A 22,009-nucleotide genomic window follows, 5' to 3' on the forward strand; every position below is an offset into this window, starting at 1 on the left:
GTTCGATTGCGCTGAAACCACGCCGCGGCTCCGGGCCGCGAAGCGCCGCATCGGAATCGCAGCGGATTGCGATGCGGCGGAACCCAGTTCGCCTCAACGATGCGGCGTGGGCTTGAGATCGGCCTTGGTCAGGAAACCGTCGCGATCCTCATCGAGGAACGCGAAGCTCTTGGCCAGGCGCGGCATCTTTTCGTCGACTTCGATCTTGCTGAGCTTGCCGTCGTGATTGAGGTCGGCGGCGGCGAACTTCTCGTCGAAGCGCTTGGCGCGTTCGGCTTCGCGCTTGGGCCGTTCGCTTTCGAAATAACTACGCAACTCGCTGCGCACGATGTAGCCGTCGTGGTTGCGATCGATCTGCGCGAACTTCTCGCCCAGGCGCGGCGACTTCGCCGCTTCGGCCTGGCTGACTCGGCCATCGCCGTCGGTGTCGAGCGCGGCCGGGCCGCCATGGCCGCCGTGTCCGCCACGACCGCCGTGTTCGCGGCCACCGCGACGCTGCGGGCGTTCGCTCGCGTCGAGCTTGCCGTCGTGGTTCTTGTCGAGCTTGTCGAAGTTCTCGGCCAGGCGCGGCAGCTTGGACGCCTCCTCGCGGGTGATCACCCCGTCGTTGTTGGCGTCGAGCTTGATCCGCTGGCGCTGCGGCGCGGCGGCGTCGGTCTGGGGCGCGGCGATGGCCGCGCCGGCGAGCAGGGCCGCGGCGAACGCGGCGACATAGAGGGGGGAACGGGTCATGCGTTGACTCCTGCGGCAGGCGCCACCGTGGCGCCGATGAGCGGATCAACGTCCCCGCCGTAAGGCGGTTGACACGCCGGCGCGGACATTCATCGGCGCGACAGCCGGCCGATCTCGACCAAGCCGCCGCCGAGCACGCAAAACTCCGACGCCGGCCTGCGCATCGGGCGAACGCGGCGCTATGCTGCGCCCATGGGCACGCAACCTCAGCCTGACAGCGACGATCTCCGCCTGTTCCACACCGGCGAGCACGCCTGCGGCTACTGGCCCGAGCGCACCGCCCGCGACCTGGTCCTGGACCCGCGCGATCCGCGCCTGCGCGAGTGGTACCCGCACGCGCTGGGCTGGGGCTTCCGCCGCTCCGGCGACATCGTCTACCGCCCGCATTGCAGCGGCTGCCGCGCCTGCGTCGCGGTGCGCATCCCGGTCGACCGCTTCGTGCCCGATCGCAGCCAGCGCCGCTGTCTGGCGCGCAATGCCGCGGTGGAAATGCGGGTGCGCCCGGCCGAACGCGACGAGGAGCAACTCGCGCTGTACAAGCGCTACCTCGCCTCGCGCCATGCCGGCGGCGGCATGGACGGCCACGGCGCGCTCGAGTTCGACCAGTTCCTGATCGGCAGCTGGAGCGAGAACCGCTTCCTCGAACTACGCGAACCGGCGCCGCGCGGCCACGGCAAGCTGCTCGCGGTCGCGGTCACCGATGTGGTCGACAACGCGCTGTCGGCGGTCTACACCTTCTACGACCCCGACCTGGCCGATCGCAGCCTGGGCACGCTGGCGATCCTGCGCCAGATCGAATGGGCCAAGCGCGAACGGCGCGGCCATCTGTATCTGGGTTACTGGATCGCCGGCCATCCGAAGATGGATTACAAACGCCGATTTCGACCGTTGGAGGCATTCGATGGTCGCGATTGGCGGGTTTTTACACATTCGTAACACTCTATGCGTGCGGGTCGTGTATTTCGTAGCCGCGTCGTAGTCACGACATGCGGGAAGGCGCCGCTCAGGCCTGGCATGGAGCCGCCACCCTCATCACTCAACGCCACATGGAGTTTCCGCAATGAAATTGAACACCCTGTTCCTGGCTGCCGCGATCACCCTGAGCCTGGCCGCCTGTAACAAGCCCGCCGACAAGCCCGCCGACGCCCCGGCCGCCGACGCCGCTGCCGCGCCGGCCGCCGACCCGGCCGCCACCCCGGCTCCGGACGCCGCTCCGGCTGCTCCGATGGACCCGGCCATGCCGGCCGCCGCTCCGGCCGCCGCCAGCGTCGGCGTCGCCGAGTGCGACGACTACCTGGCCAAGGTCAGCGCCTGCCTCACCGACAAGGTGCCCGAAGCCCAGCGCGCCGCGTTCCAGACCGGTCTGGACCAGAGCCGCAATGCCTGGGCCCAGGCCGCCGCCACGCCGCAGGGCAAGGAAGCGCTGGCCAACGCCTGCAAGATGGCGCTGGACCAGAGCAAGGCTCAGTACGCCTCGTTCGGCTGCACCCTGTAATTCGAACCTTCGGGTTTGACGCGACGCCCCGGCTTGCCGGGGCGTTGTTGTTTGTGGGGTTGCAGGGGGCAGCGGGAATCGTGAGTCGGGAATCGGGAATCGGTTCTGGCGTGAGGCTTGCGATCCCGGATCGGGGCATCGACTGCGCGAACGACTGCGCGGTCCACGAGGTTTTGCGGGAAGCAATTCATCCCGGCGCTGTTGTTCCAGATCGCCCAGAACCGCCGACAACTCGCCCGGCTAACCGCCCGAAACTGTCACTAAGCCCGAATCGCGCCGTGCCATCATGCGCTCATGTCCCGACCACTTCCCTACGCCGCCGCGCTCCTCGCGGCCCTGCTCGCGGCCTGCACGCAAGTGAACGTCCACGGCGATCCCAAGGCCTGGGTCAAGGCTCAGAACGAGACCGCGCAGTTGCGCGTGGCGACCTACAACACCTCGCTCTACGACGACGCCGACGGCGGCCTGATCGCGCGCCTGCAAGGCGACGACGGCAACGCGCGCAAGATCGCCGCGGTGCTGCAGCGCGTGCGCCCCGACCTGGTGCTGCTCAACGAATTCGACTACGACCCGCAACACCGCGCGGCCGACCTGTTCCAACGCAATTACCTGGAAGTCGCCCAGCCCGGCGGCGGCGAAGCTTTGCGCTATCCCTACCGCTATCTCGCCCCGGTCAACACCGGCGTGCCGAGCGGGCTGGACCTGGACGGCGACGGCCAATCCGGCGATGCGAAGCGCGCCGACCGCGCGCGCGGCAACGACGCCTGGGGCTACGGCCTGCACCCGGGCCAGTACGGCATGCTGGTGCTGTCGCGTTATCCCATCGACACCGCCGCGGTGCGCAGCTTTCAGACCTTCAAGTGGAGCGCCCTGCCCGGCGCGCGCCAGCCACGCGATCCGGCCACCGGCAAGGCCTGGTACTCCGACAGCGTGTGGCCGCAGATGCGGCTGTCGTCGAAATCGCATTGGGACGTGCCGGTGAAAACGCCGCTGGGCGTGCTGCATTTTCTCGCCGCGCATCCGACCCCGCCGGTGTTCGACGGCCCGGAGGACCGCAACGGCGCGCGCAATCACGATGAAATCGCGCTGTGGGCGCGTTACCTCGACGGCGGCGCGCCGGCGTGGCTGTGCGACGACCAGGGCCGCTGCGGCGGACTGGCGAACGATGCGCGCTTCGTCATCGTCGGCGATATGAATGCGGACCCGATCGACGGCGACGGCGTACCGGGCTCGATCAAGCAATTGCTCGATCACCCGCGCGTGGATGCGAGCCACATACCGCACAGCGAAGGCGCCGCCGAACGCGCACGCTTCTACGGCTTCGCGCGCAAAGGCGACACCGCCCAGCACACCGGCGATTTCGGCCCGAAGGCCGGCACCCTGCGCCTGGACTATGTGCTGCCTTCGCGCGGCTGGCAGGTGAAGGACACCGGCGTGTTCTGGCCGAAGGCCGGCAGCGAGGACGCGAAGATTTCCGAAGCCAGCGACCATCACCTGGTGTGGGTCGATCTGAGTAATTGAGCACAGCGCAAGCGAGCAGCGACACCGCTTCGACCAAAGCGCGGTGCTGAAGATCACATTAACCGGACGCACACGCCTCAGAATTTCCGCCGCCACACCGGCATGCTGTGCAAGCCGGATCGATGTCCTGATCCGGACGCGCCGATCGAGTGATAGAACGCAGCTGTTGAACCCCACGCCGACGCCGCGCTTCGCGTCCGCCGCCCGATTCGATGAAGCGCCCGGCCCGATGCCCGCCATCGCGACCGGACAAGCAACGATTCCACCGCCATGACCGATGTCGACCTTGAATACTTCACGTCTTGAAACACTGCGCGAACGCATCCGTTCGCTGCCAACGACCCCACCGCCCGCGCCCTGGAAAGCGATCGCGAATGTCGCCGTCGGCGGATTGAGCTGCGTGGGCTTCGACCGCGATTGCGACCTGCTGCTGGTCGTGTCCAGCCAGGGGCGCGGCGTGTTCGATTGCCTCAGCGGCGAACGCGTGGCGCGCGATCGCGGCGATTACGAAGAAGACCATGCCCACCTGGAGGCGCAAGGCATCGGCCCCCTGCAAGGGCGCGCGATCCGCGTCGCCGGCGCGGCCGGCGGCGGACTGCCGAACTCCACCGCGGACGGCTGGGCCCTGCATCGGCTCGAACTGGATTGGCCCGGACAGGAACTGGTGCTGACCGAACCGGGCTCGCACCTGTTCGGCGATCTGTACGACGCGCCCGCGCCGCTGCACAAGATCCATCAGGACTCGACCGTGCGCGCCTGCGGCTTCTCCGCCACCGGATTGAGCCTGGTGATCGCCACCAGCAGCGACCTGCTGATCTTCGCGCGCGGCTAGAACGCGCCGGCCGCGCCTTTCGCGTTGTCGCGATCCGCGCCGCCGCCGGCATCGCCGTTCGCCATCGGCGCGCATGCGATCGGGACGATAGAATCGGCGCTCCCGTCATCGCACGCGCCCCGAGCGGCGAACCATCGCATGAGCACCACCGTCACCTGGGCCATCCAGACCAACTTCATCGCCGACGAGCAGATCCGCCGGGTGTGGAACGCCGCCGAGGATGCCGGCGCGCGCGTGCAGGACGTCCAGGTGATTCCCTTCTCCGATGAGCTGGGCAACCACGTGCCGCGGATCGACGGCGTGGTGATTCCCTACGGCGCGACCAAACTGACCCGGCTGGCGATGCAGCGCGGCTGGAGCGGGCTGTGCTTCGATCCGGAGACCTTCCGCGTCGACTGCTGGAACCGCAACCGCGACGACATGCTCAACCAGCACGTGCGGCAGATGAGCGTGCGCGAGTGCATGGCGGCGATGGAGCACGAGCCCGACGACAGCGTCTGGTTCGTGCGCCCGCTGCACGACCTCAAGCATTTCGACGGCACGGTCACGGTCGCCAAGGAAATCCGCCGCTGGATGAGCAGCGTGGACTCGGGCAACTTCAGCTTCGACGGCGACACCGAGGTGATCGTCGCGCCGCCGCAGAAGATCCACGCCGAGTGGCGCTATTTCATCGTCGACGGCACGGTCGTGGACGGTTCGTCCTACCGCATCGCCGGCCAGCGCATGGCCAACGCGGTCGCGCGCCCGGAACTGTACGAGCAGGCGCAGGCGCTGGCCGACGGCTGGCTGCCGCACCGCACCTGCGTGATGGACGTGGCCCAGACCGACGACGGGTTCAAGGTGATCGAATTCAACACCTTCAATTCATCGGGGTTCTATGCGCACGACATCGAGAAAATCGTCGCCGCGGTGACCGCGCATTTCGCCGCATCGCCCCGCGCAGCCGCGGCGGTCGAAGCCGATGCGCCCGGATGAATCGTGGTCGGCGGTCGAACGCTGGCTCGGCGCGCCGATCGCGACGCCGTTGCGCGAAGCGATCGCCCGCCACGGCGGCGGCGAGATCGGCGCGGTCCGGCTGTACGCCATCGACGAACTGATCGAACGCAACCAATGCTACGAAACCCAGGTCTATTGCCCCGGCTATCTGACCGTGGGCGACGACGGCGGCGGCCGCGCGATCCTCGTGCATGCGGCGCTGACGCCACCGGCCGTGTTCGTGGTCGGTCACGGCAGCATGAGCGAGGACGACTTCGTCGCGGTCGGCGACGATCTTGCGAGTTGGCTCCGTGCCGGCTGCCCGCTGGACTGAAGCCTGCGCGTCTGGCGCGTCGTGGCGCGGACGCGCATCGTCGCCAATGCAGCGGCGCTGCATCAGCAAGCATCCACGACTCGCTCGTCGCAATCCGGGCATCGCGCCGATGATCCTGGTTCGGCGGACGACGGATAAAAAACCAACCGTCGGCGCGAACCTGACGGGCCGCTCAAGCCGGCGATATCCGCGAACCGATACACCACGCTGACGAGCGCCGAGCCGCCGGCGCCGCGCGCGGCTCAGCCCTCAGGCCGGCCCATGGAATTCGCGGATGACCTCGATGGTGCCGACGATTTCGTCGTTGAGCGCTTCGAGTTCCTCCGCCGGCACCCACCACTCGGTGTGATGCGCGCCGCCGACTTTCTGGATCGGATAGCGGGCCATGAACGCGGCGCGCACCTGGAAGCGGGTGACCGCGCCGTAGCCGCTGTCCTTGATGTTCCAGCGCTCGGCGATCTCGGCCGCGTACTGTTCGTTGGTCACCGGATAGAAGATCGGCTGCTCGGGCAGACGCGGCGGCCAGCGCTTGAATGCGTTGTCGCGCAGCTTCGCCAGCTCCTCCGGGCCGACCGGCCGGTACAGCGTCACGGTGTCTTCTTGATGGCCGAAAGTATTCATGGGACTCCTTGTCCGCGCCGGATCCGCCTGCGAATCGCGGGACCGAACGCCATCGCCCGATCCGGGGTTGCGAAAGCTACCGCGTTCGCATCGACAGCGCTCGTCTTCGTCGCTGCAAGCGAGCGGCCGCGACGATGCTCAGTCGGGCTTGCTCGCCGCGATCACCGTCGCCGGCGCATCCGGCACCGCCGGTGCGGGCGTCGGCGCGGGACTCGGCGCCGCGGTTGCCGGCACGGCTTTCGCCGCGGCCTTCGGCGCGGGCTTGGGCAGGCTGGCGCCGAAACCGAACGAGCCTTCGCCATGCGCCGAGACGATCATGCGCACCATGCTGCCGGGCACCATCAACTCCAGCGACAGGAATTGTCCGTCGGCGGTGCGGCCTTCCAGGGTCATTTCAGTGAACGCGCCGCCGGTGTCGATTTCCTTGCACAGCACATGCGCGCCGGCCGGCCCGTCGAGCAGATACGGCCGGATCGCATCGCCCAGCACCTCCAACGCCTGCGGGAAGAAAAATACCGCGTAGCCCTGCGTGTCGTTCATCGTCGCTTCCCTGGAAGGTTCGGTACTGGGTGGTCCGGCGCGCGCGGCGGCGGACGGTGTCGCGCCGCGAATCGAGGATCGCGGCGCGTGCTCGCGCTCAGCGCAGTTCGATCCGCAACTGCGCCGCCGCTTCGCGCGCCTTGGCGCGCGCTTGATCGATGTCCGCGCCCAGCGCCAGGGTCACCGCGACCCGGCGTTGGCCTTCCACCCGCGGCTTGCCGAACAGGCGCAGCTGCGTGTCGACCTGCCCCAGCGCCGCATCGACGCCGGAGAACACCGGCACGCCGACGCCCTGGGCGAGCACCGCGCACGACGCGGACGCGCCGTGTTCGCGGATGGTCGGAATCGGCAGGCCGAGGATCGCGCGCGCATGCAGGGCGAATTCGCTCAGGTCCTGCGAGATCAAGGTGACCAGACCGGTGTCGTGCGGTCGCGGCGACACCTCGCTGAACCACACCTCGTCTCCCTTGACGAACAACTCCACACCGAACACGCCGTAGCCGCCGAGATCGTCGGTGATGGTGCGGGCGATCTGCTGCGCGCGCGCCAGCGCGACCGGATTCATCGGCTGCGGCTGCCAGCTTTCGCGGTAATCGCCGTCGCGCTGCAGGTGGCCGATCGGCGCGCAGTAAGTCACACCACCGGCATGGCGCACGGTCAGCAGGGTGATTTCGTATTCGAAATCGATGAAGCCTTCGACAATGACCCGGCCGGCGCCGGCGCGGCCACCGGTCTGGGCGTAGTTCCAGGCCTTGTCGATCTCACCCGGATCGCGCACCAGGCTCTGGCCCTTGCCCGAGGACGACATCACCGGCTTGATCACGCACGGCAGGCCGAGTTCGGCGACCGCGGCGCGGTATTGCTCGACCGTGTCGACGAAGCGGTACGGCGAGGTCGGCAGTTGCAGGGTTTCGGCGGCGAGGCGGCGGATGCCTTCGCGGTCCATGGTCAGGCGCGCGGCGCGCGCGGTCGGGATCACCCGGGTTTCGGTGCCGCGCTCGGCGAATTCGCGTTCCAGTTCGACCAGGGTTTCGGTGTGGATCGCCTCGATCTCCGGCACGATCAGATGCGGCCGCTCGGCCGCGATCAAGGCGCGGACGGCCTGGCCGTCGAGCATGTCCAGCACGTGGCTGCGGTGGGCGACCTGCATCGCCGGCGCGTCGGCGTAGCGATCGGCGGCGATCACCTCCACCCCGAAGCGCTGCAGCTCGATCGCCACCTCCTTGCCCAGCTCGCCCGAACCGAGCAGAAGCACGCGAAAGGCGTGCGGGGACAGCGGCGTACCGAGCGTGGTCATGGACGAAACCTCAAGTGGGGTGGGATGAGCCTAGTCTAACTTTCCGCGCCGGGGCGGCGTTCGCGGACTATGGCGGCACACAACGCCCGTGCGATGCTGTGGCCATGCCCTTTGCCCGACCTCGGCCCGCAGCGCGCGCCGTCGCCCCCGCATCGCCGGATGCCCCGCCGACCGCCCGCGCCGCCACCGCGCCGGGCGGCGTTCGGCGCCGGCTGGCATGGCTCACGGGCCTGCTCGGCGCGGCCGTGCTCGGCGCCGCGGCGCTGGGCGCGTGCTCGGGTTCGCACACGCCGCCCGAACCGGGCAGCAGCGAACTGGCCGGGATGATGCTGGACCCGCAGCTGTCGGAGATCAGCGGCCTGGCCGCCTCGCGCCGGCATCCGGATGTGCTGTGGATGCACGACGACGGCGGCAACCCCGAGCGCCTGTTCGCGGTCGCGACCAACGGCGACCGCCTGGCCACGTTGCGGATCGAGGGCGTGACCAAGACCGATTGGGAGGACATGGCCGCGTTCGAACTCGACGGCCGCTCCTACCTGCTGATCGCCGACACCGGCGACAACGGCGGCCTGCGCCGCAGCCTGCAGCTGCACGTGATCGAAGAGCCGTCCAAGATCGAGAACGCACGGCTCAAGCCGGCCTGGTCGATCGCGTTCCGCTGGCCCGACGGCGCGCGCGACTGCGAAGCGGTGGCGGTCGACGTGGCGCGCAAGCAGGTGCTGTTGATCTCGAAGAAGCGCCAGCCGCCGGAGCTGTTCGCGCTGCCGCTGATGCCGGCCGGCAACGCGCTGCAGACCGCGACCCGGCTCGGCGAATTGGCCGGCATTCCGCAGGCCGACGCGGCGCTGCGCAAATCCAATCCGGGCCGCGCCAAGCTGCAGGGCCAGGTCACCGCGGCCGATATCTCGCCCGACGGCACGACCCTGGCGGTGATGACCTACCGCTATCTGTTGCAGTACCCGCGCCAGCCGAAGCAGAGCTGGGCCGAGGCGGTCGCCGGCGCCCCGCGGGTCAGCGACCTGCCGTGGCTGCCGCAGGCCGAGGCGCTGGGCTGGTCGGCCGACGGCCGCAGCCTGTATGCGACCGGGGAGTTCATTCCGGCGCCGCTTTATCGGGTTACGCCGTAAGCCGAGAATCGGGAATCGGGAATCGGGAATCGGGAATCGGATGGAGCATGGCTGACGGCGGTTTGCGTCGGCAGGCGAATCGGCGCGGTCGCGGCTCGCGCCGCTCCTACATGGCCACCCAGTAGGAGCGGCGCGAGCCGCGACCGCGAAATCGCGAGCCACCGCGTAAGCCAGACCGGGCGTGCCACCTCGCCCGACGCACCCGTTCCGACGAACGGCCGTCCAAATCTGATATCAATCTGATATCAATATCTCAGTCACCGACCGAGCCGCCGCCATGAAAGAAAATCCGACCCATTCCCTGTCCGGCATCCCGGTCCTGATCGGCCTGTTGCTGGTGCTGCTGGTCTGCGCCTACGGCTTCGCGGGCGGGATCGTCGATCCCGGCCGCTTCGCGATCATGGTGGCTTCGGCGCTGATCGGCGCGCTCGCCGCGTTCTGCCTGCTGGGCCTGTACATGGTCGAACCCAACCAGGCCGCGGTGCTGAGCCTGTTCGGCAAGTACATCGGCACGGTCAAGGAAAACGGCCTGCGCTGGAACAACCCGCTGTTCGCCAAGCGCAAGGTCAGCCAGCGCGTGCGCAATTTCGAAAGCGGCCGGCTCAAGGTCAACGAACTCGACGGCAGCCCGATCGAGATCGCCTCGGTGATCGTCTGGCAGGTGGTCGATTCGGCCGAGGCGGTCTACAACGTCGACGACTACGAAACCTTCGTCCACATCCAGACCGAATCGGCGCTGCGCGCGATGGCCACCAGCTATCCCTACGACCAGCACGAGGACGGCCAATTGTCGCTGCGCAGCCACGCCGCCGAGATTTCCGTGCACCTGCGCGACGAGTTGCAGGAACGCCTGGCCGACGCCGGCATCCACGTGGTCGACGCGCGCATCAGCCATCTGGCCTACGCGCCGGAAATCGCCCACGCCATGCTGCAGCGCCAGCAGGCCAACGCGGTGATCGCCGCGCGCACCCGCATCGTCTCCGGCGCGGTCGGCATGGTCGAGATGGCCCTGGCCGAATTGCAGAAGAACGGCGTCGTGCAACTCGACGAGGAGCGCAAGGCGCAGATGGTCAGCAATCTGCTGGTGGTGCTGTGCGGCGACCGCAGCACCCAGCCGATCGTCAACGCCGGCACCTTGTACTGAGGCCCGCCCATGAGCACGACCACCCACGCCTTGATGTTGCCGGCGATCATGCTGATCAGCGCGGTGCCGACCCTGGTCGCCGCGGTCCTGGTCGCGCGCGGCAACCTGCACCTGGTCAACGGGCTCGATGCCTCGCGCCTGCGCGACCCGGCCGCGACCGCGGCGCGGCTGTCGCGGCTGCTCGCGCTGATCGCCATCGCGATCCTGCTGGCCGCGCCCGGGTATTACTGGGCGGCCGGCAACGACAGCCGCACCACCGGCGTCACCGTGGCCCTGCTGATCGCCGTCAACGGCCTGGTGGTGGCGTTGATGCTGGCGGTGGCCAAGGCGCGTCGCGATTACCGCGACCGCGACGCACGGCGCAACGACACGGCGAACGGATCGCGCGACGAGCGGACCGGCCGCCGGTGAGCGAGAAAAAAGCCTACCCGCTGCGCATCAACGCCGAGGTGCTCGCCGCCGCGCAGCGCTGGGCCGACGACGAGTTGCGCTCGCTCAACGCGCAGATCGAATATGTCCTGCGCGACGCGCTGCGCAAGAGCGGCCGGCTGCCGCGCCAGGACACCCCGACGCCCGAGGACGACGCATGAGCCGATGGAAGCACCACGTAACCGAACTCACCTATCAATTGTTCGAGGCGCCGATGCGCGAGCGCATCCAGCGCGAACTCGATGAGCGCGGCGAACAGGGCTGGGAACTGGTCGCGGTCGAGCACGACCCGGGCATCCTCGGCACCCGCCTGTATTTCAAGCAGCCGGCATGAACCGCCTTCGCCCCGCCCGCCCCGCGCCGGCCCTGACCGCGCCCGCCACCGTGGCATACCGCGGCCGCAGCCGTTAACCTGAGCCCATGCGCGGCCCCGGCACTGTCCTGATCAACACGCCCGAGATCGAACTGTGGCCGGGCGGCCTGCTGCGCGCGCGCAGCAACCACGACGCCCGCGCCCTGGCGCGCGCGCGGCACGTGCTGCGGCGCAAGCGCGACGGCCGTTTCCTCGCCGCCGACCTGCCCGAAGGGCTGCTGCCGCTGGTCCACCGGCTGATGCGCGAAGACGGCATCGACGCCGCGCTCGACGCCCTGGACCGCATCGTCGAATACCGCCGCGAAGGCCTGGTCCGCGTGCACGAGCTGCCGCTGGACCGGATCGAACACCGGCTCGACGCGCTCGGCCTGGACGGCGTCGCCTACGAACAACGCAGCGGCCTGGCCCTGGTCGCCGAACCCGACCGATTGGCGCTGGCCGGCGTCGACCGCTTCCGCCGCCCGCTGTGGCTGCACCCGGCCGCCGCGCGCGCCTGGACTCACCTGCGCGAAGCCGCGCAACGCGACGGCATCGTGCTCGACGCGATCTCCGGCTATCGCAGCCACGATTACCAACTGGGCATCTTCGAACGCAAACTCGCGCGCGGCCTGAGCGTCGAGGAGATCCTCACCGTCAACGCCGCGCCGGGCTACAGCGAACACCACAGCGGCCTCGCCCTGGACATCGGCGCGCCGGGCGAGCCGCCGGCCGAGGAATCGTTCGAACACACCGCGGCCTTCGCCTGGCTGCGCGAGCGCGCCGGCGGCTACGGCTATGCGATGAGTTATCCGCGCGGCAATCCGCACGGGATCGTCTACGAACCCTGGCATTGGCGCTACACGCCGGCCTGAGCGCGATGTCCGCCGCACCGGCCCAAGCGCATCGGCGCGACCGAGCAGGCGGCGATTTCGATGACCCAGCGCAACGACCTGGCGCCGAGTGTGCCGAAACATTCCACTCAGCCAGCGTTGTGGCACCACTAGCTACAAAACGGTACGCATCGCATGCGTACCGCCGCGGGACCAGGCGGGGTCGTCGAACCCAATCGAAATCCGATCCGCTCAAGGAGCGTCGCATGAGCACCCGCCGGTTCTGGCCGCTCGCCGCCATTCTGTTCGCGCTGCCGTTCCTGTATTTCTTCGCCCAGTCGTGGATCGCCGACGGCCACGGGCTGTCGCAGTCGCTGTACACCGGGGCGATGAATTTCTTCTACATCGGCCTGCCGCAGGCCCTGATCGCCCTGACCTGCCTGCTCGCCAGCGTGCGCCGCACCACCACCTTGGCGTTCCTGATCCTGGCCGACGGCCTGTTCGCGGCGTTCACGATCTGGACCTACGGCAAGGTCGACACCGCGATCGCCTGGTTCGTGCTGTACCTGCCCGGCTCCATCGCGGCGCTGGCCCTGGCCGGCCTGCTGTGGCTGGCGTACTCGACCTCGCGCCGCCGCGAAACCACCGCCGCGGAGGCTTGAGCCATGACCCGCACCCCACCGCGCCACAGCGACGCGCGCGTGCTCGAGGCCTGGCGCGAGAACGCCGCGCCGTGGACCCAGGCCGTGCGCGCGCAGGCGATCGAAAGCCGGCGCCTGGTCACCGACCGCGCCGTCGTCGAGGCCGCGCTGCGGCTGGCGCCGCGCAGCGTGCTCGACCTGGGTTGCGGCGAAGGCTGGCTGAGCCGCGCGCTGTGCCTGCACGGCATCGAGGTGCATGGCGTGGATGCGATAGCGGACTTGATCGATGCCGCGCGCCGCATGCGAACCGGCGCCGCCGCGCCCGAGCCGCGCTACGACTGCCTGAGTTACGAGGACATCGCCGCCGGCGCCCTGCAGGCGCGTTACGACCTGGCGATCTGCAATTTCTCCCTGCTCGGCGACGACAGCGTGGCCGGGTTGCTGGGCGCGATGCCGGGCGTGTTGAACCCGCGCGGCCGGCTGCTGATCCAGACCCTGCATCCGCCGCAAGCCTGCGGCGAGGCGTCCTACCTCGACGGTTGGCGCGACGGCAGTTGGGCCGGTTGCGACGCGGCGTTCGGCGAACCGGCGCCGTGGTATTTCCGCACCATCGGCGGTTGGGTCGCGCTGCTCGAACGCAGCGGCCTGCGATTGCGCGAACTGGCCGAACCGGTGCATCCGGTGAGCGGGCGGCCGGTTTCGTTGCTGCTGGTTGCCGATGCGGGCTAGGTGCTTGCGTCCTCTTCGGATGGGCGCAATGTCTCGCGCTCCAGCTCAAGTATCCAGATTGCGCGGCTATTTGAGACAAAAGCGTCGGGGCTCAAGCCCCTCCCACGAAAGACCTCGGGGCTTCGACGTATCGTCCCGAATCAGTTCCTGGCAAAGGCGCCGCTCTGCGCAGGAACCTTCGTGCACAAGAATTTTTCCCGCACGAGACCTTGTAGCCGCGAAGTCTTTTGCGGGCGGGGCTCGAACCCCGACGCTCTTGTCTCGGATCGCACGCACTCGCCCAGCAAAAACCCATCCACCGCGTGCATCGACCCAGCGTCGCTCAATCCTGCGAACGATTCGTCTTGGCCTTGCCGATCTTCGGTCCGTCGGCGATATCGGCGATCCGCCACAGATACAAGCTGGCATAGCTGCGATACGGCCCCCAGCGCTCGCCGAGTTCGGCCAGCGCCTTCGGCGCGGGCATCGCCTCGAGTTTGTCGACGCGTTGTGCGCCCTTGCGAATACCCAAGTCGTCGACCGGCAGGATGTCGGGTCGGCCCAGCCGGAACATCAGCATCATCTCCACGGTCCAGCGGCCGATGCCGCGGATCGGCACCAGCGCGGCGATGATCGCGTCGTTGTCCATGCTCGCCATGCGCCGCAGATCGGGAATCTCGCCGCGCGCTTCGCGCGCCGCCAGATCGCGCAGCGCCAGCAGCTTGTTGCCCGACACGCCGCAGCCGCGCAAGGTCGCGTCGTCGCAGCGGCCCAGGGTGTCGTAATGCAGGCGGCTCGCGCCGATCGCGGCTTCGACCCGGCCGACGATGGTCGAGGCGGCCTTGCCGCTGAGCTGCTGGAACAAGATCGCGCGCGCCAGCGCATCGACCGGATCGAAGCTCTTGCGCCAACGCGGATCGCTCGGGATCGGGCCGCCTTCGAGCGCGTCGACTTTCTTCATCCACGCACCGAGCTTGCGGTCGCGCTTGCTCAAGTGCGCGTAAGCCGCCTGTGCGTCGTAACCGCGAACCTGGCGCGGCATGCTCAGCGCCTCAGGGCATCGATGGCGTAGACCAGCCACGCCAGGATCATCAGGCTGCCGCCGTACGGCAGCAGAGCGGTCGATGTACGAAAGAAGTACGCACAGGCCAGGCCGCCGGCGAACACCAGCGTGCCGATCAACAACGCGATCAAGGCGTAACGGCTCAGGGCGCGGCGCGCCAACGGCGCCAGCGCGGCGAGCGCGATGCCGTGGCCGAAGGCGTACATCGCCGCGGTCTGCAGGCGCGATTGCCCGGCCGGATCGGCCACGTGCGCGGCGTAGGCCGACAAGGCGACCGCGAGCGCGGCCAGCAAGGCCCCGGCGGCGGCCAAACATCGCGACGAAAACGGCGGCGGGAACAACGCGGCTCGCCCATCGCGGGCGTCGTGCGCGGGAAGGTTCATGCGGGTGGAAACCATGGGATTCGCGGAACGCTACGATAGCAGCCGGGCCGCGGGCCGCGGCGCGCCGGGTCTGCGATCGGCGGTCGCATGCGCTCGCCTGGAATACGACGATCATCGCATCGCGCAAGCACCCGAGCCGAGCGGTTGCGGTGTTGCGCAGCAGCCGCAATCCGCCATCCACAATCGATCGCGTGATCGGCGCACGATCGGCGCGCGACAACGATGCGCAAAAAAAAACGCGCCGCGGAAAACCGCGGCGCGTTTTCGTGCGCGACACCGCCGTGGCGGCATCGCGATGTGGCGCGGCTTACTTGACCGGCCAGTACACGTCGAACTTGCCCAGCGCCGGATCGAAGCTTTCGTCGATGCCGGCCTTCCACGCTTCGTACGGACGATCCGTGGTGGTGTAGCCGCGGGTCAGCGCCCAGGCGCGGACCGCGTCGCGCACCGGCGGCAGCGCCGCGAAGTTGTGGCCGCTGCTGGAAGAGACGACGACCTTGGTCGGCGGCAGCAACTCGGCCTTGACCGGGTTGCCCGGGCCGTCGATCTTGACGTCGAGCTTGGTCGCTTCGGTGCTGGTGTCGCCGATCTTGCGCACCTGCTGGACCACGTCGAACGAATAGGTCTCGGCGCCGAACTCGTTGGTCACGATGCGGACCGGACCGACCGCTTCCAGACCGTTGGCGGCGATGACCTTCTTGATCCATTCCATGTTGGAGTGGATCTGGCCCTTGATCTTGTCGTTGTTGCGCTCGACCGCGGCGGTCACGCTGAGCACGTTCTCGGCCGGACGGTCGACGATCTTCGGCGCGCCGGCCGGATCGGTTTCGGACAGCTTGGAATAGTCGTAGTTCGGCACGGTCGCGAGCAGGTTGCTCAGGCGCGCCAGACCCATCTTGACGTCTTCGCCGACGTTGCTGCTCACGTACAGGCCGGAGTAGCGGCCCAGCAGGTCCCAACCGTAGTCGACGTCGTAGGTCTGGGTGATCTCGACGTTGCGGTTGTTCTTGCCGGTGGGCTTGAGGGTGAACTCCGAGCGCTTGTTGTCGCCGCGCTCGACGCTGCTGATCTTGTAGCCGACCAGCTTGCCCGGCTCGCTCTTGACGATTTCCCAGCTGCCGTTGCCCAGGCCGCGTTCCTTGGACGAATACTCCAGACGGGCGCCGACGCCCTCTTCCTTGCCGACCAGCTTGATCTCCATGTTCGGATCGCGCAGGGCCAGCGGGTTCCAATCCTTGAAGCGGCGCATGCTGTTCAACGTGTCGAACACGATGGTCAGCTTGCGGTTGGTCTCAACCGAGTGCGACAGATGGCGGCTCGACGGCAGCACGATGCCGACAACCAGGAACAGCACGGCGACGATCGCCAGTGAAATCAGAATCTCGATCAGACGGGTCATTCAGGTTCTCCAGGGCCGGGCCCGGATCGGGCCGGGGGCGCAGACCCACAATCGTAGCAAGATAAATCCCGGCTAGGACAGCCGTCACAGCGAAGAAAATTCGCCGAATCGCCCACTTGGACCATCGCGTCGCGAAAAGCCGGGAAATCACCGGCTTTTCGCCGCCCGCCGCGCGCATTCGCCCGGGTATGCGGATGCGGATGCGCAAATTCGGACAAGTCCACGAGGGCCGGGAGTGCGCGACAAGGACGCGCTCGGCGCCTGCGATGCGCCCGATGCGCGGCCGATCCGGGTGAACGGCGCGCGCGGACGCGCCGGGCCGGCGCGCCTGGATCAGACCAGTTGCAGCTCGAACGCCTTGAGCACCGCGCGGGTGCGGTCGCGCACGCCGAGCTTCGACAGGATGTTGGAGACGTGATTCTTGATCGTCCCCTCCGCCACGCCCAGCGAATTGGCGATTTCCTTGTTGGAAAAGCCGCCGGCCATCAGCCGCAGGATTTCGGTCTCGCGCTCGGTCAGCGGATCGGGCCGGTCCAGGCTGACGAAGTCGTTGCGCATGTGCTCCAGCCCCGACAGCAGGCGCTGGGTCACCGCCGGCTGGACCAGCGAACCGCCGTCGGCCACCGCCTGGATCGCGCCGACCAGTTGCGCCAGCGATACGTCCTTGAGCAGATAGCCCTTGGCGCCGGCCTTGAGCCCGGCCAGCACCAGTTGGTCGTCGTCGAAGGTGGTCAGGATGATGGTCGGCGGCAGGTAGCCCGCGCGCGACAGCGCCTGCAGGGCCTCCAGGCCGGACATCACCGGCATGCGCATGTCCATCAGGACCACGTCCGGGCGGATCTGCGGAATGATCTCGACCGCCTGGCGGCCGTCGCCGGCCTCGGCCACGACCTCGATGCCCTCGGCCAGGGCGAGCAGCGAGCGCACCCCCTGCCGGACCAGGGTCTGGTCGTCGACCAGCAATACGCGGATGGGGTTGGGGATCATGCAAGCGCTCCTTCGCGGGCCATGGCGGCCGCGGTGGCGGGGAGAGTCAGCTGCAGGCAAAAGCCCGCCTCGGCCCGGGTTTCGATGAGAAGTTGGCCGCCGTACTGCTGCAACCGCTCGCGCATGCCGCGCAAGCCGTTGCCGGCGATCAGGTGATCGGCGCCGCGGCCGTCGTCGCGCGCGCTCATGACGATCTGTTCGCCGCTGCGGCGCACGTCGATCCACAAGTGCTGCGCGCCGGCATGGCGCACGGTGTTGGTGATGATCTCCTGGGTGCAGCGCAGCAGCACGTGGGCGCGCTCGGGGTCGTCCAGGGTCAGGGGCGTTTCTATGTCCATGCGGATGTCCAGCGCCGGTACGTTTTCGGCCAGCGGACGCAGCGCCAGGGCCAGATCGATCGCGCCGTTCTCGCGCAATTGGCTGACCGCCTCGCGCACGTCGGTGAGCAGCAGCCTGGCCAGAGTATGCGCCTGCTGCACGTGTTCCTTGACCCGACCTTCGGACAGGTGGCCGGCGACTTCCAGGTTCAGGCTCAGCGCGGTCAGGTGGTGGCCGAGCAGGTCGTGCAGTTCGCGCGAGATCCGGGTGCGCTCGTTGATCCGCGCGCTTTCGGCCAGCAGCGCGCGGGTCGCGCGCAGCTCGGCGTTGAGCCGGCGCTGGTCCTCGCGGGCCTGGGCCTGCTGCATCGCCACCAGGGAGCTGACGAACACCAGGCTGGAGAAGCCGGCATAGGCCAGCGACTGCACGATCGCGACCAGCAGCGGCTGGCCGATGGCGATCACGAACACCGGGATGATCGACAGATTGCCCAGCACCAGCCAGGCCGCGCCGACCCGCAGCGGCAGCAGCCACGGCAGCAGCCCGGCCACGACCATCAGCAAAATGCTGCCGATGCCGCTGTTGGAGTAGTAGCCGACCCCGATCGCGCAGGCGGTCAGGACCAGGACCATGGCGTAGTCGGTCGGCCCCGGCCGGCGCTGGCCCAGGCCGCGGCTGGCCCACCAGTACACCGCGCCGAAGGCCAGGTGGATCGCGACCCAGCGCAGGATCAGCAGGAAGAAGGTGTGCTCGCTGCCGCCCGGCAGGGTGGCCGCCGCTTCCGGCTCCAGCCACATGATCACCAGCCAGCACCCCGCCATGCCCCAGGTGAACAGCCCGGCGAACCGCATGAGTTGAGTAGGAGTGAGGCGAGCCAGCATGAATGCATGCTAACGGCATGGGCGGTCCCGCCGAGCCGTCCAGAAGTCATGCACTTGCCGTTCGCCCCGGGCGGACGGCCATGCGATAATCGGGACGCCGGCACGGAACGCGTGCCGGTTTTTGAATACTTGGAGCGTGGAATGTCGATCGTCGTCCGCGACGTGCGTGAGCACGAGCTGGATTCCGTCCTTGCCCTCAACAACGCCGCCGGCCCCGCGATCCTGCCGCTGGATGCGGCCCGTCTGCGTCATTTCTTCGACAGCGCCGAATATTTCCGCGTCGCCGAGCGCGACGGGACCCTGGCCGGTTTCCTGATTGGGATGGGCTCGAATACCGATCACGACAGCAGCAATTTCCGCTGGTTTCGCGATCGTCACCCGGATTTCTTCTATATCGACCGCATCGTCGTCGCCAGCCGGCGCCGCGGCGGCGGTGTCGGCCGCGCGTTCTATGCCGACGCCCAGAGCTATGCCGAGCTGCGCTATCCGCAGCTGGCCTGCGAGGTGTTCCTGGAAGGCGGCAACGACCCGGCCCTGCTGTTCCATGGCAGCTTCGGTTTCCGCGAGGTCGGTCAGCACGTGATGGAAGAAGCCGGCGTGCGCGCGGCGATGCTGATGAAACCGCTGTGCAGCTACGCCTGGGTGCGCGAAACCTACGGCGACGCCCTGCCCGAGGCCAGCTGGCTGACCCGTCCGCGGGTGCCGGTGCGGCGCGTGCACGACCAGGCCGCGCAGCGGCCGACCGGGACGTGCCCGTGAGCGTAGCCGTGGATTACGAACAAGCCGGCGAACTCAAGATCGGCCAAGTCGGCATCGCCAACCTGCGCATCCGCACCCTCGATGTCGAACGCCTGACCGAAGAAATGCGCAGCCGCGTGCAGCGCGCGCCGAACATGTTCGGCCGCGCCGCGGTGGTGATCGACTTCGGCGGCCTGAGCCAGACCCCGGACGCGGTCACCGCGCAGGCGCTGCTCGATGGTTTGCGCGCCGCCGGCGTGCTGCCGGTGGCGCTGGCCTACGGCACCAGCGAGACCGATCGCCTGGCGCAGGCCCTGGGCTTGCCGTTGCTGGCCAAGTTCCGGGCGTCGTATGAAAAAGCCGAGGGCGGGGTCGAGCCGGTGGCGGCGGCCGCGCCCAAGCGCGAACCGGCGCCGGCACCCGCCGAACCGGCCAGAACCTCGCGCCCCGGGATTTCCGCCGCGGGCGCAGCGACGTCCACTTCGGTCGGACTGATCCAGTCCGCCCCGGTGCGTTCGGGCCAACAGATTTACGCCGACAACCGCGACCTGACCGTGCTGACCACGGTCGGCGCCGGCGCCGAAGTCATCGCCGACGGCTCGGTGCACATCTACGGCCCCTTGCGCGGACGCGCGCTGGCCGGCGCGCAAGGCAATACCAAGGCCCGCATCTTCTGCCGCGAGTTTCATGCCGAGCTGGTCGCGATCGCGGGCCATTACAAGGTGCTCGAAGACATCCCGAAGGAACTGCGCGGCAAGGCCGTGCAGATCTGGCTGGAAGACGAACAAATCAAAATTGCGGCGCTGGATTGACGCCGCACCATTGGAGGAACGTGTTTTGACCGAAATAATTGTTGTCACTTCGGGCAAGGGTGGCGTCGGCAAGACCACCACCAGCGCCAGCCTGTCTTGCGGCCTCGCCCGTCGCGGCCACAAGGTCGCCGTGATCGACTTCGACGTCGGCCTGCGCAATCTCGACCTGATCATGGGTTGCGAACGCCGCGTGGTGTACGACTTCGTCAACGTGGTCAACGGCGAAGCCAACCTCAAGCAGGCGCTGATCAAGGACAAACGGTTCGAGAACCTGTTCATCCTGGCCGCCTCGCAGACGCGCGACAAGGACGCGCTGACCAAGGAAGGCGTGCAGAAGGTGCTCGAGGACATCGCCGCCGAAGGCTTCGACTACATCGTCTGCGATTCGCCGGCCGGTATCGAAAAGGGCGCGTTCCTGGCCATGTACTTCGCCGATCAGGCGGTGGTCGTGGTCAACCCGGAAGTGTCGTCGGTGCGCGACTCCGACCGCATCCTGGGCCTGCTCGCGTCCAAGACCCGCCGCGCCGAGAACGGCGAGAAGGTCAAGGAGCACCTGCTGCTGACCCGCTACAGCCCCAAGCGCGTGGAAGACCAGGAGATGCTCAGCATCGGCGACGTCGAGGAAATCCTCGGCCTGAAGACCATCGGCGTGATTCCCGAATCCGGCGACGTGCTCAACGCGTCCAACAAGGGCGAGCCGGTGATCCTGGAAACCGAATCCGACGCCGCCCAGGCCTACGACGACGCCGTCGCCCGCCTGCTCGGCGACACCCGACCGATGCGCTTCACGCAAGTGGAAAAGAAGGGCTTCTTCACCAAGCTGTTCGGAGGCTGAGCTCATGGGTCTGTTCGACTTTCTGCTGGCCAAGAAACCCACCGCCAACGTCGCCAAGGAGCGTTTGCGGATCATCGTCGCGCACGAGCGCGCCGGCCGCGGCGGCGGTCCCGACTACCTGCCGATGCTGCAGCGCGAGCTGCTCGAGGTGATCCGCAAGTACGTCAACGTCGACGCCGAATCGGTCAAGGTCGATCTGATCGGCGAAGGCGACAACAAGGTGCTGGATATTTCCGTCGCCCTGCCGGAAACCCCGCACCAGGCGCAAGCCTGACGGCAAGCGGTCGGCCTCCCGACCGCTGTCCCATATCCTTCTGCAGGAGCGGCGCAAGCCGCGACCGCGACACTACGACGGCTGCGCAAACGCGCCCTGCGTCGCATCGCCCAGGCTTTGCGGTTTTGTTCGGGCGACTATCGCAATCCGCGCACCCGCGCAGAACTCGCCTGCGCAATCGCGCCTACCCCGCCCCCACCTAAAAACGCCCCGCGCCATGCTCACCCTGTCCGACATCGCCTTCGACGACGCCGCCGCCCTGCTCGCGCGCTACGACCTGCGCCTGGAGCGGGTCGCCGACGGCGAGGCGATCCCGGGCAGCTACTGGGGCGACAACGAAGCCGGCCTGATCGGCAGCACCGTGTACGCGCGCGGCGACACGCCGGTGCATTCGCTGCTGCACGAAGCCGCGCACCTGATCGTGCTGCCGCCCGAACGCCGCGCGCAGGTGCATACCGACGCGACCGATTCGGTCGAGGAAGAAGACGCAGTGTGCGTGCTGCAGACCCTGCTCGGCGACGCCCTGCCCGGCGCCGGCCGCGACCGCATCCTGGCCGACATGGACGAATGGGGCTACAGCTTCCGCATGGGCTCGGCGCGCGCCTACGTCGAGCAGGACGCGGAAACCTCCTGGCAATGGCTGGCCGAACACGGGCTGGTGCGGCTGCCTGAACGAGTCCTGGCGCTGTAAAACGCAGGCGGCGCCGGTCGAATCAGCGGCCATCCGGCGCATCCCGCGGC

General features: G+C 68.3%; 28 protein-coding genes. 19 read left to right on the forward strand and 9 right to left on the reverse strand.

Annotated features, from left to right (window positions below):
• Positions 1 to 93 precede the first annotated feature (93 nt).
• The gene (locus IEQ11_RS16445; RefSeq protein ID WP_191822120.1) at positions 94 to 732 is read right to left on the reverse strand and encodes an EF-hand domain-containing protein; all 639 of its coding nucleotides are present in this window, start codon (positions 730 to 732) and stop codon (positions 94 to 96) included.
• Positions 733 to 924: 192 nt separating this feature from the next.
• Between IEQ11_RS16445 and IEQ11_RS16450 the strand changes: the two genes are divergently transcribed.
• The 6 genes from IEQ11_RS16450 (at position 925) to IEQ11_RS16475 (ending at position 5,889) form a co-directional block, all read left to right on the forward strand.
• A complete protein-coding gene (locus IEQ11_RS16450; protein ID WP_036109306.1) occupies positions 925 to 1,668 on the forward strand; it encodes an arginyltransferase in 744 nt (247 codons plus the stop codon).
• Positions 1,669 to 1,792: 124 nt separating this feature from the next.
• A complete protein-coding gene (locus tag IEQ11_RS16455) occupies positions 1,793 to 2,227 on the forward strand; it encodes a hypothetical protein (protein ID WP_036109309.1) in 435 nt (144 codons plus the stop codon).
• 294 nt (positions 2,228 to 2,521) lie between these two features.
• Positions 2,522 to 3,748: an endonuclease/exonuclease/phosphatase family protein gene (locus tag IEQ11_RS16460; protein ID WP_191822119.1), complete on the forward strand. Its 1,227-nt coding sequence runs from the start codon at positions 2,522 to 2,524 to the stop codon at positions 3,746 to 3,748.
• A gap of 286 nt (positions 3,749 to 4,034) precedes the next feature.
• The gene (locus IEQ11_RS16465; RefSeq protein WP_191822118.1) at positions 4,035 to 4,580 is read left to right on the forward strand and encodes a hypothetical protein; all 546 of its coding nucleotides are present in this window, start codon (positions 4,035 to 4,037) and stop codon (positions 4,578 to 4,580) included.
• Positions 4,581 to 4,718: 138 nt separating this feature from the next.
• Complete coding sequence (locus tag IEQ11_RS16470) at positions 4,719 to 5,555, forward strand: ATP-grasp domain-containing protein (RefSeq protein ID WP_191822117.1); 837 nt, start codon at positions 4,719 to 4,721, stop codon at positions 5,553 to 5,555.
• A complete protein-coding gene (locus IEQ11_RS16475; RefSeq protein ID WP_191822116.1) occupies positions 5,542 to 5,889 on the forward strand; it encodes an SMI1/KNR4 family protein in 348 nt (115 codons plus the stop codon). The genes IEQ11_RS16470 and IEQ11_RS16475 overlap by 14 nt, the downstream gene beginning before the upstream one ends.
• A gap of 249 nt (positions 5,890 to 6,138) precedes the next feature.
• Here IEQ11_RS16475 and IEQ11_RS16480 read toward each other — a convergent pair whose 3' ends face one another.
• The 3 genes from IEQ11_RS16480 to purT all read right to left on the reverse strand — a co-directional run bounded on the left by IEQ11_RS16480 (position 6,139) and on the right by purT (position 8,347).
• Positions 6,139 to 6,510, reverse strand: coding sequence for a hypothetical protein (locus tag IEQ11_RS16480; protein ID WP_191822115.1), 372 nt, complete (start codon positions 6,508 to 6,510; stop codon positions 6,139 to 6,141).
• Between the two features lie 138 nt (positions 6,511 to 6,648).
• Positions 6,649 to 7,050: a hypothetical protein gene (locus tag IEQ11_RS16485; protein WP_191822114.1), complete on the reverse strand. Its 402-nt coding sequence runs from the start codon at positions 7,048 to 7,050 to the stop codon at positions 6,649 to 6,651.
• A gap of 97 nt (positions 7,051 to 7,147) precedes the next feature.
• Positions 7,148 to 8,347: a formate-dependent phosphoribosylglycinamide formyltransferase gene (gene purT, locus IEQ11_RS16490; RefSeq protein ID WP_057922117.1), complete on the reverse strand. Its 1,200-nt coding sequence runs from the start codon at positions 8,345 to 8,347 to the stop codon at positions 7,148 to 7,150.
• Between the two features lie 104 nt (positions 8,348 to 8,451).
• Here purT and IEQ11_RS16495 point away from each other — a divergent pair, with 104 nt between their 5' ends.
• From IEQ11_RS16495 to IEQ11_RS16530, 8 genes are all read left to right on the forward strand, one after another.
• Positions 8,452 to 9,474 (forward strand): hypothetical protein, encoded by a 1,023-nt coding sequence (locus IEQ11_RS16495; protein ID WP_191822113.1) that lies wholly within the window; start codon positions 8,452 to 8,454, stop codon positions 9,472 to 9,474.
• Positions 9,475 to 9,751: 277 nt separating this feature from the next.
• Entirely contained in the window at positions 9,752 to 10,618 is an 867-nt protein-coding gene (locus IEQ11_RS16500; protein ID WP_036109323.1) for an SPFH domain-containing protein, read from the forward strand.
• 9 nt (positions 10,619 to 10,627) lie between these two features.
• Positions 10,628 to 11,029, forward strand: a complete 402-nt coding sequence (locus tag IEQ11_RS16505) for a hypothetical protein (RefSeq protein ID WP_057922120.1) — start codon at positions 10,628 to 10,630, stop codon at positions 11,027 to 11,029.
• On the forward strand, positions 11,026 to 11,208 hold the full coding sequence (locus IEQ11_RS16510; protein ID WP_036109329.1) for a type II toxin-antitoxin system antitoxin: 183 nt from the start codon (positions 11,026 to 11,028) through the stop codon (positions 11,206 to 11,208). Before IEQ11_RS16505 ends, IEQ11_RS16510 begins: the two co-directional genes overlap by 4 nt.
• A complete protein-coding gene (locus IEQ11_RS16515; protein ID WP_157754072.1) occupies positions 11,205 to 11,381 on the forward strand; it encodes a hypothetical protein in 177 nt (58 codons plus the stop codon). Before IEQ11_RS16510 ends, IEQ11_RS16515 begins: the two co-directional genes overlap by 4 nt.
• Before the next feature lie 86 nt (positions 11,382 to 11,467).
• A complete protein-coding gene (locus IEQ11_RS16520; protein ID WP_096415080.1) occupies positions 11,468 to 12,271 on the forward strand; it encodes a M15 family metallopeptidase in 804 nt (267 codons plus the stop codon).
• Between the two features lie 224 nt (positions 12,272 to 12,495).
• A complete protein-coding gene (locus tag IEQ11_RS16525; RefSeq protein ID WP_191822112.1) occupies positions 12,496 to 12,891 on the forward strand; it encodes a hypothetical protein in 396 nt (131 codons plus the stop codon).
• A gap of 3 nt (positions 12,892 to 12,894) precedes the next feature.
• Complete coding sequence (locus tag IEQ11_RS16530; RefSeq protein WP_191822111.1) at positions 12,895 to 13,599, forward strand: class I SAM-dependent methyltransferase; 705 nt, start codon at positions 12,895 to 12,897, stop codon at positions 13,597 to 13,599.
• 322 nt (positions 13,600 to 13,921) lie between these two features.
• Here IEQ11_RS16530 and IEQ11_RS16535 read toward each other — a convergent pair whose 3' ends face one another.
• From IEQ11_RS16535 to IEQ11_RS16555, 5 genes are all read right to left on the reverse strand, one after another.
• Positions 13,922 to 14,620: a DNA-3-methyladenine glycosylase family protein gene (locus IEQ11_RS16535; protein ID WP_057922123.1), complete on the reverse strand. Its 699-nt coding sequence runs from the start codon at positions 14,618 to 14,620 to the stop codon at positions 13,922 to 13,924.
• A 2-nt stretch (positions 14,621 to 14,622) separates the two neighbouring features.
• A complete protein-coding gene (locus tag IEQ11_RS16540; RefSeq protein WP_191822110.1) occupies positions 14,623 to 15,024 on the reverse strand; it encodes a DUF423 domain-containing protein in 402 nt (133 codons plus the stop codon).
• Positions 15,025 to 15,331: 307 nt separating this feature from the next.
• Positions 15,332 to 16,423 carry a polyketide cyclase gene (locus IEQ11_RS16545; RefSeq protein WP_036109342.1) on the reverse strand — a complete coding sequence of 364 codons (1,092 nt, stop codon included), beginning with the start codon at positions 16,421 to 16,423 and terminating at the stop codon, positions 15,332 to 15,334.
• Positions 16,424 to 16,756: 333 nt separating this feature from the next.
• Entirely contained in the window at positions 16,757 to 17,410 is a 654-nt protein-coding gene (locus IEQ11_RS16550; protein WP_036109344.1) for a response regulator, read from the reverse strand.
• The gene (locus IEQ11_RS16555) at positions 17,407 to 18,609 is read right to left on the reverse strand and encodes a sensor histidine kinase (protein ID WP_036109347.1); all 1,203 of its coding nucleotides are present in this window, start codon (positions 18,607 to 18,609) and stop codon (positions 17,407 to 17,409) included. The genes IEQ11_RS16550 and IEQ11_RS16555 overlap by 4 nt, the downstream gene beginning before the upstream one ends.
• 141 nt (positions 18,610 to 18,750) lie before the next feature.
• Between IEQ11_RS16555 and IEQ11_RS16560 the strand changes: the two genes are divergently transcribed.
• From IEQ11_RS16560 to IEQ11_RS16580, 5 genes are all read left to right on the forward strand, one after another.
• On the forward strand, positions 18,751 to 19,368 hold the full coding sequence (locus IEQ11_RS16560; protein ID WP_036109350.1) for a GNAT family N-acetyltransferase: 618 nt from the start codon (positions 18,751 to 18,753) through the stop codon (positions 19,366 to 19,368).
• Positions 19,359 to 20,159, forward strand: coding sequence for a septum site-determining protein MinC (gene minC / locus IEQ11_RS16565; RefSeq protein WP_425494647.1), 801 nt, complete (start codon positions 19,359 to 19,361; stop codon positions 20,157 to 20,159). The genes IEQ11_RS16560 and minC overlap by 10 nt, the downstream gene beginning before the upstream one ends.
• A gap of 25 nt (positions 20,160 to 20,184) precedes the next feature.
• On the forward strand, positions 20,185 to 20,994 hold the full coding sequence (minD, locus tag IEQ11_RS16570; RefSeq protein WP_036109357.1) for a septum site-determining protein MinD: 810 nt from the start codon (positions 20,185 to 20,187) through the stop codon (positions 20,992 to 20,994).
• A 4-nt stretch (positions 20,995 to 20,998) separates the two neighbouring features.
• Positions 20,999 to 21,268, forward strand: coding sequence for a cell division topological specificity factor MinE (gene minE / locus IEQ11_RS16575; protein ID WP_036109358.1), 270 nt, complete (start codon positions 20,999 to 21,001; stop codon positions 21,266 to 21,268).
• A gap of 217 nt (positions 21,269 to 21,485) precedes the next feature.
• Positions 21,486 to 21,959: a hypothetical protein gene (locus tag IEQ11_RS16580; protein WP_036109360.1), complete on the forward strand. Its 474-nt coding sequence runs from the start codon at positions 21,486 to 21,488 to the stop codon at positions 21,957 to 21,959.
• The last annotated feature ends 50 nt before the right edge of the window (positions 21,960 to 22,009 follow it).

Source organism: Lysobacter capsici (assembly GCF_014779555.2).
Lineage (GTDB): Bacteria > Pseudomonadota > Gammaproteobacteria > Xanthomonadales > Xanthomonadaceae > Lysobacter > Lysobacter capsici.

Coding starts and splice junctions, on each gene's coding strand:
- IEQ11_RS16505 (WP_057922120.1), top strand. CDS start 10,628: ATGAGCACGACCACCCACGCCTTGATGTTGCCGGCGATCATGCTGATC.
- IEQ11_RS16540 (WP_191822110.1), bottom strand. CDS start 15,024: ATGAACCTTCCCGCGCACGACGCCCGCGATGGGCGAGCCGCGTTGTTC.
- IEQ11_RS16550 (WP_036109344.1), bottom strand. CDS start 17,410: ATGATCCCCAACCCCATCCGCGTATTGCTGGTCGACGACCAGACCCTG.
- IEQ11_RS16455 (WP_036109309.1), top strand. CDS start 1,793: ATGAAATTGAACACCCTGTTCCTGGCTGCCGCGATCACCCTGAGCCTG.
- IEQ11_RS16520 (WP_096415080.1), top strand. CDS start 11,468: ATGCGCGGCCCCGGCACTGTCCTGATCAACACGCCCGAGATCGAACTG.
- IEQ11_RS16525 (WP_191822112.1), top strand. CDS start 12,496: ATGAGCACCCGCCGGTTCTGGCCGCTCGCCGCCATTCTGTTCGCGCTG.
- IEQ11_RS16460 (WP_191822119.1), top strand. CDS start 2,522: ATGTCCCGACCACTTCCCTACGCCGCCGCGCTCCTCGCGGCCCTGCTC.
- IEQ11_RS16450 (WP_036109306.1), top strand. CDS start 925: ATGGGCACGCAACCTCAGCCTGACAGCGACGATCTCCGCCTGTTCCAC.
- IEQ11_RS16545 (WP_036109342.1), bottom strand. CDS start 16,423: ATGACCCGTCTGATCGAGATTCTGATTTCACTGGCGATCGTCGCCGTG.
- IEQ11_RS16500 (WP_036109323.1), top strand. CDS start 9,752: ATGAAAGAAAATCCGACCCATTCCCTGTCCGGCATCCCGGTCCTGATC.
- IEQ11_RS16515 (WP_157754072.1), top strand. CDS start 11,205: ATGAGCCGATGGAAGCACCACGTAACCGAACTCACCTATCAATTGTTC.
- IEQ11_RS16495 (WP_191822113.1), top strand. CDS start 8,452: ATGCCCTTTGCCCGACCTCGGCCCGCAGCGCGCGCCGTCGCCCCCGCA.
- IEQ11_RS16485 (WP_191822114.1), bottom strand. CDS start 7,050: ATGAACGACACGCAGGGCTACGCGGTATTTTTCTTCCCGCAGGCGTTG.
- IEQ11_RS16445 (WP_191822120.1), bottom strand. CDS start 732: ATGACCCGTTCCCCCCTCTATGTCGCCGCGTTCGCCGCGGCCCTGCTC.
- IEQ11_RS16555 (WP_036109347.1), bottom strand. CDS start 18,609: ATGCTGGCTCGCCTCACTCCTACTCAACTCATGCGGTTCGCCGGGCTG.
- IEQ11_RS16535 (WP_057922123.1), bottom strand. CDS start 14,620: ATGCCGCGCCAGGTTCGCGGTTACGACGCACAGGCGGCTTACGCGCAC.
- IEQ11_RS16475 (WP_191822116.1), top strand. CDS start 5,542: ATGCGCCCGGATGAATCGTGGTCGGCGGTCGAACGCTGGCTCGGCGCG.
- purT (WP_057922117.1), bottom strand. CDS start 8,347: ATGACCACGCTCGGTACGCCGCTGTCCCCGCACGCCTTTCGCGTGCTT.
- IEQ11_RS16470 (WP_191822117.1), top strand. CDS start 4,719: ATGAGCACCACCGTCACCTGGGCCATCCAGACCAACTTCATCGCCGAC.
- IEQ11_RS16560 (WP_036109350.1), top strand. CDS start 18,751: ATGTCGATCGTCGTCCGCGACGTGCGTGAGCACGAGCTGGATTCCGTC.
- IEQ11_RS16530 (WP_191822111.1), top strand. CDS start 12,895: ATGACCCGCACCCCACCGCGCCACAGCGACGCGCGCGTGCTCGAGGCC.
- IEQ11_RS16480 (WP_191822115.1), bottom strand. CDS start 6,510: ATGAATACTTTCGGCCATCAAGAAGACACCGTGACGCTGTACCGGCCG.
- minE (WP_036109358.1), top strand. CDS start 20,999: ATGGGTCTGTTCGACTTTCTGCTGGCCAAGAAACCCACCGCCAACGTC.
- IEQ11_RS16580 (WP_036109360.1), top strand. CDS start 21,486: ATGCTCACCCTGTCCGACATCGCCTTCGACGACGCCGCCGCCCTGCTC.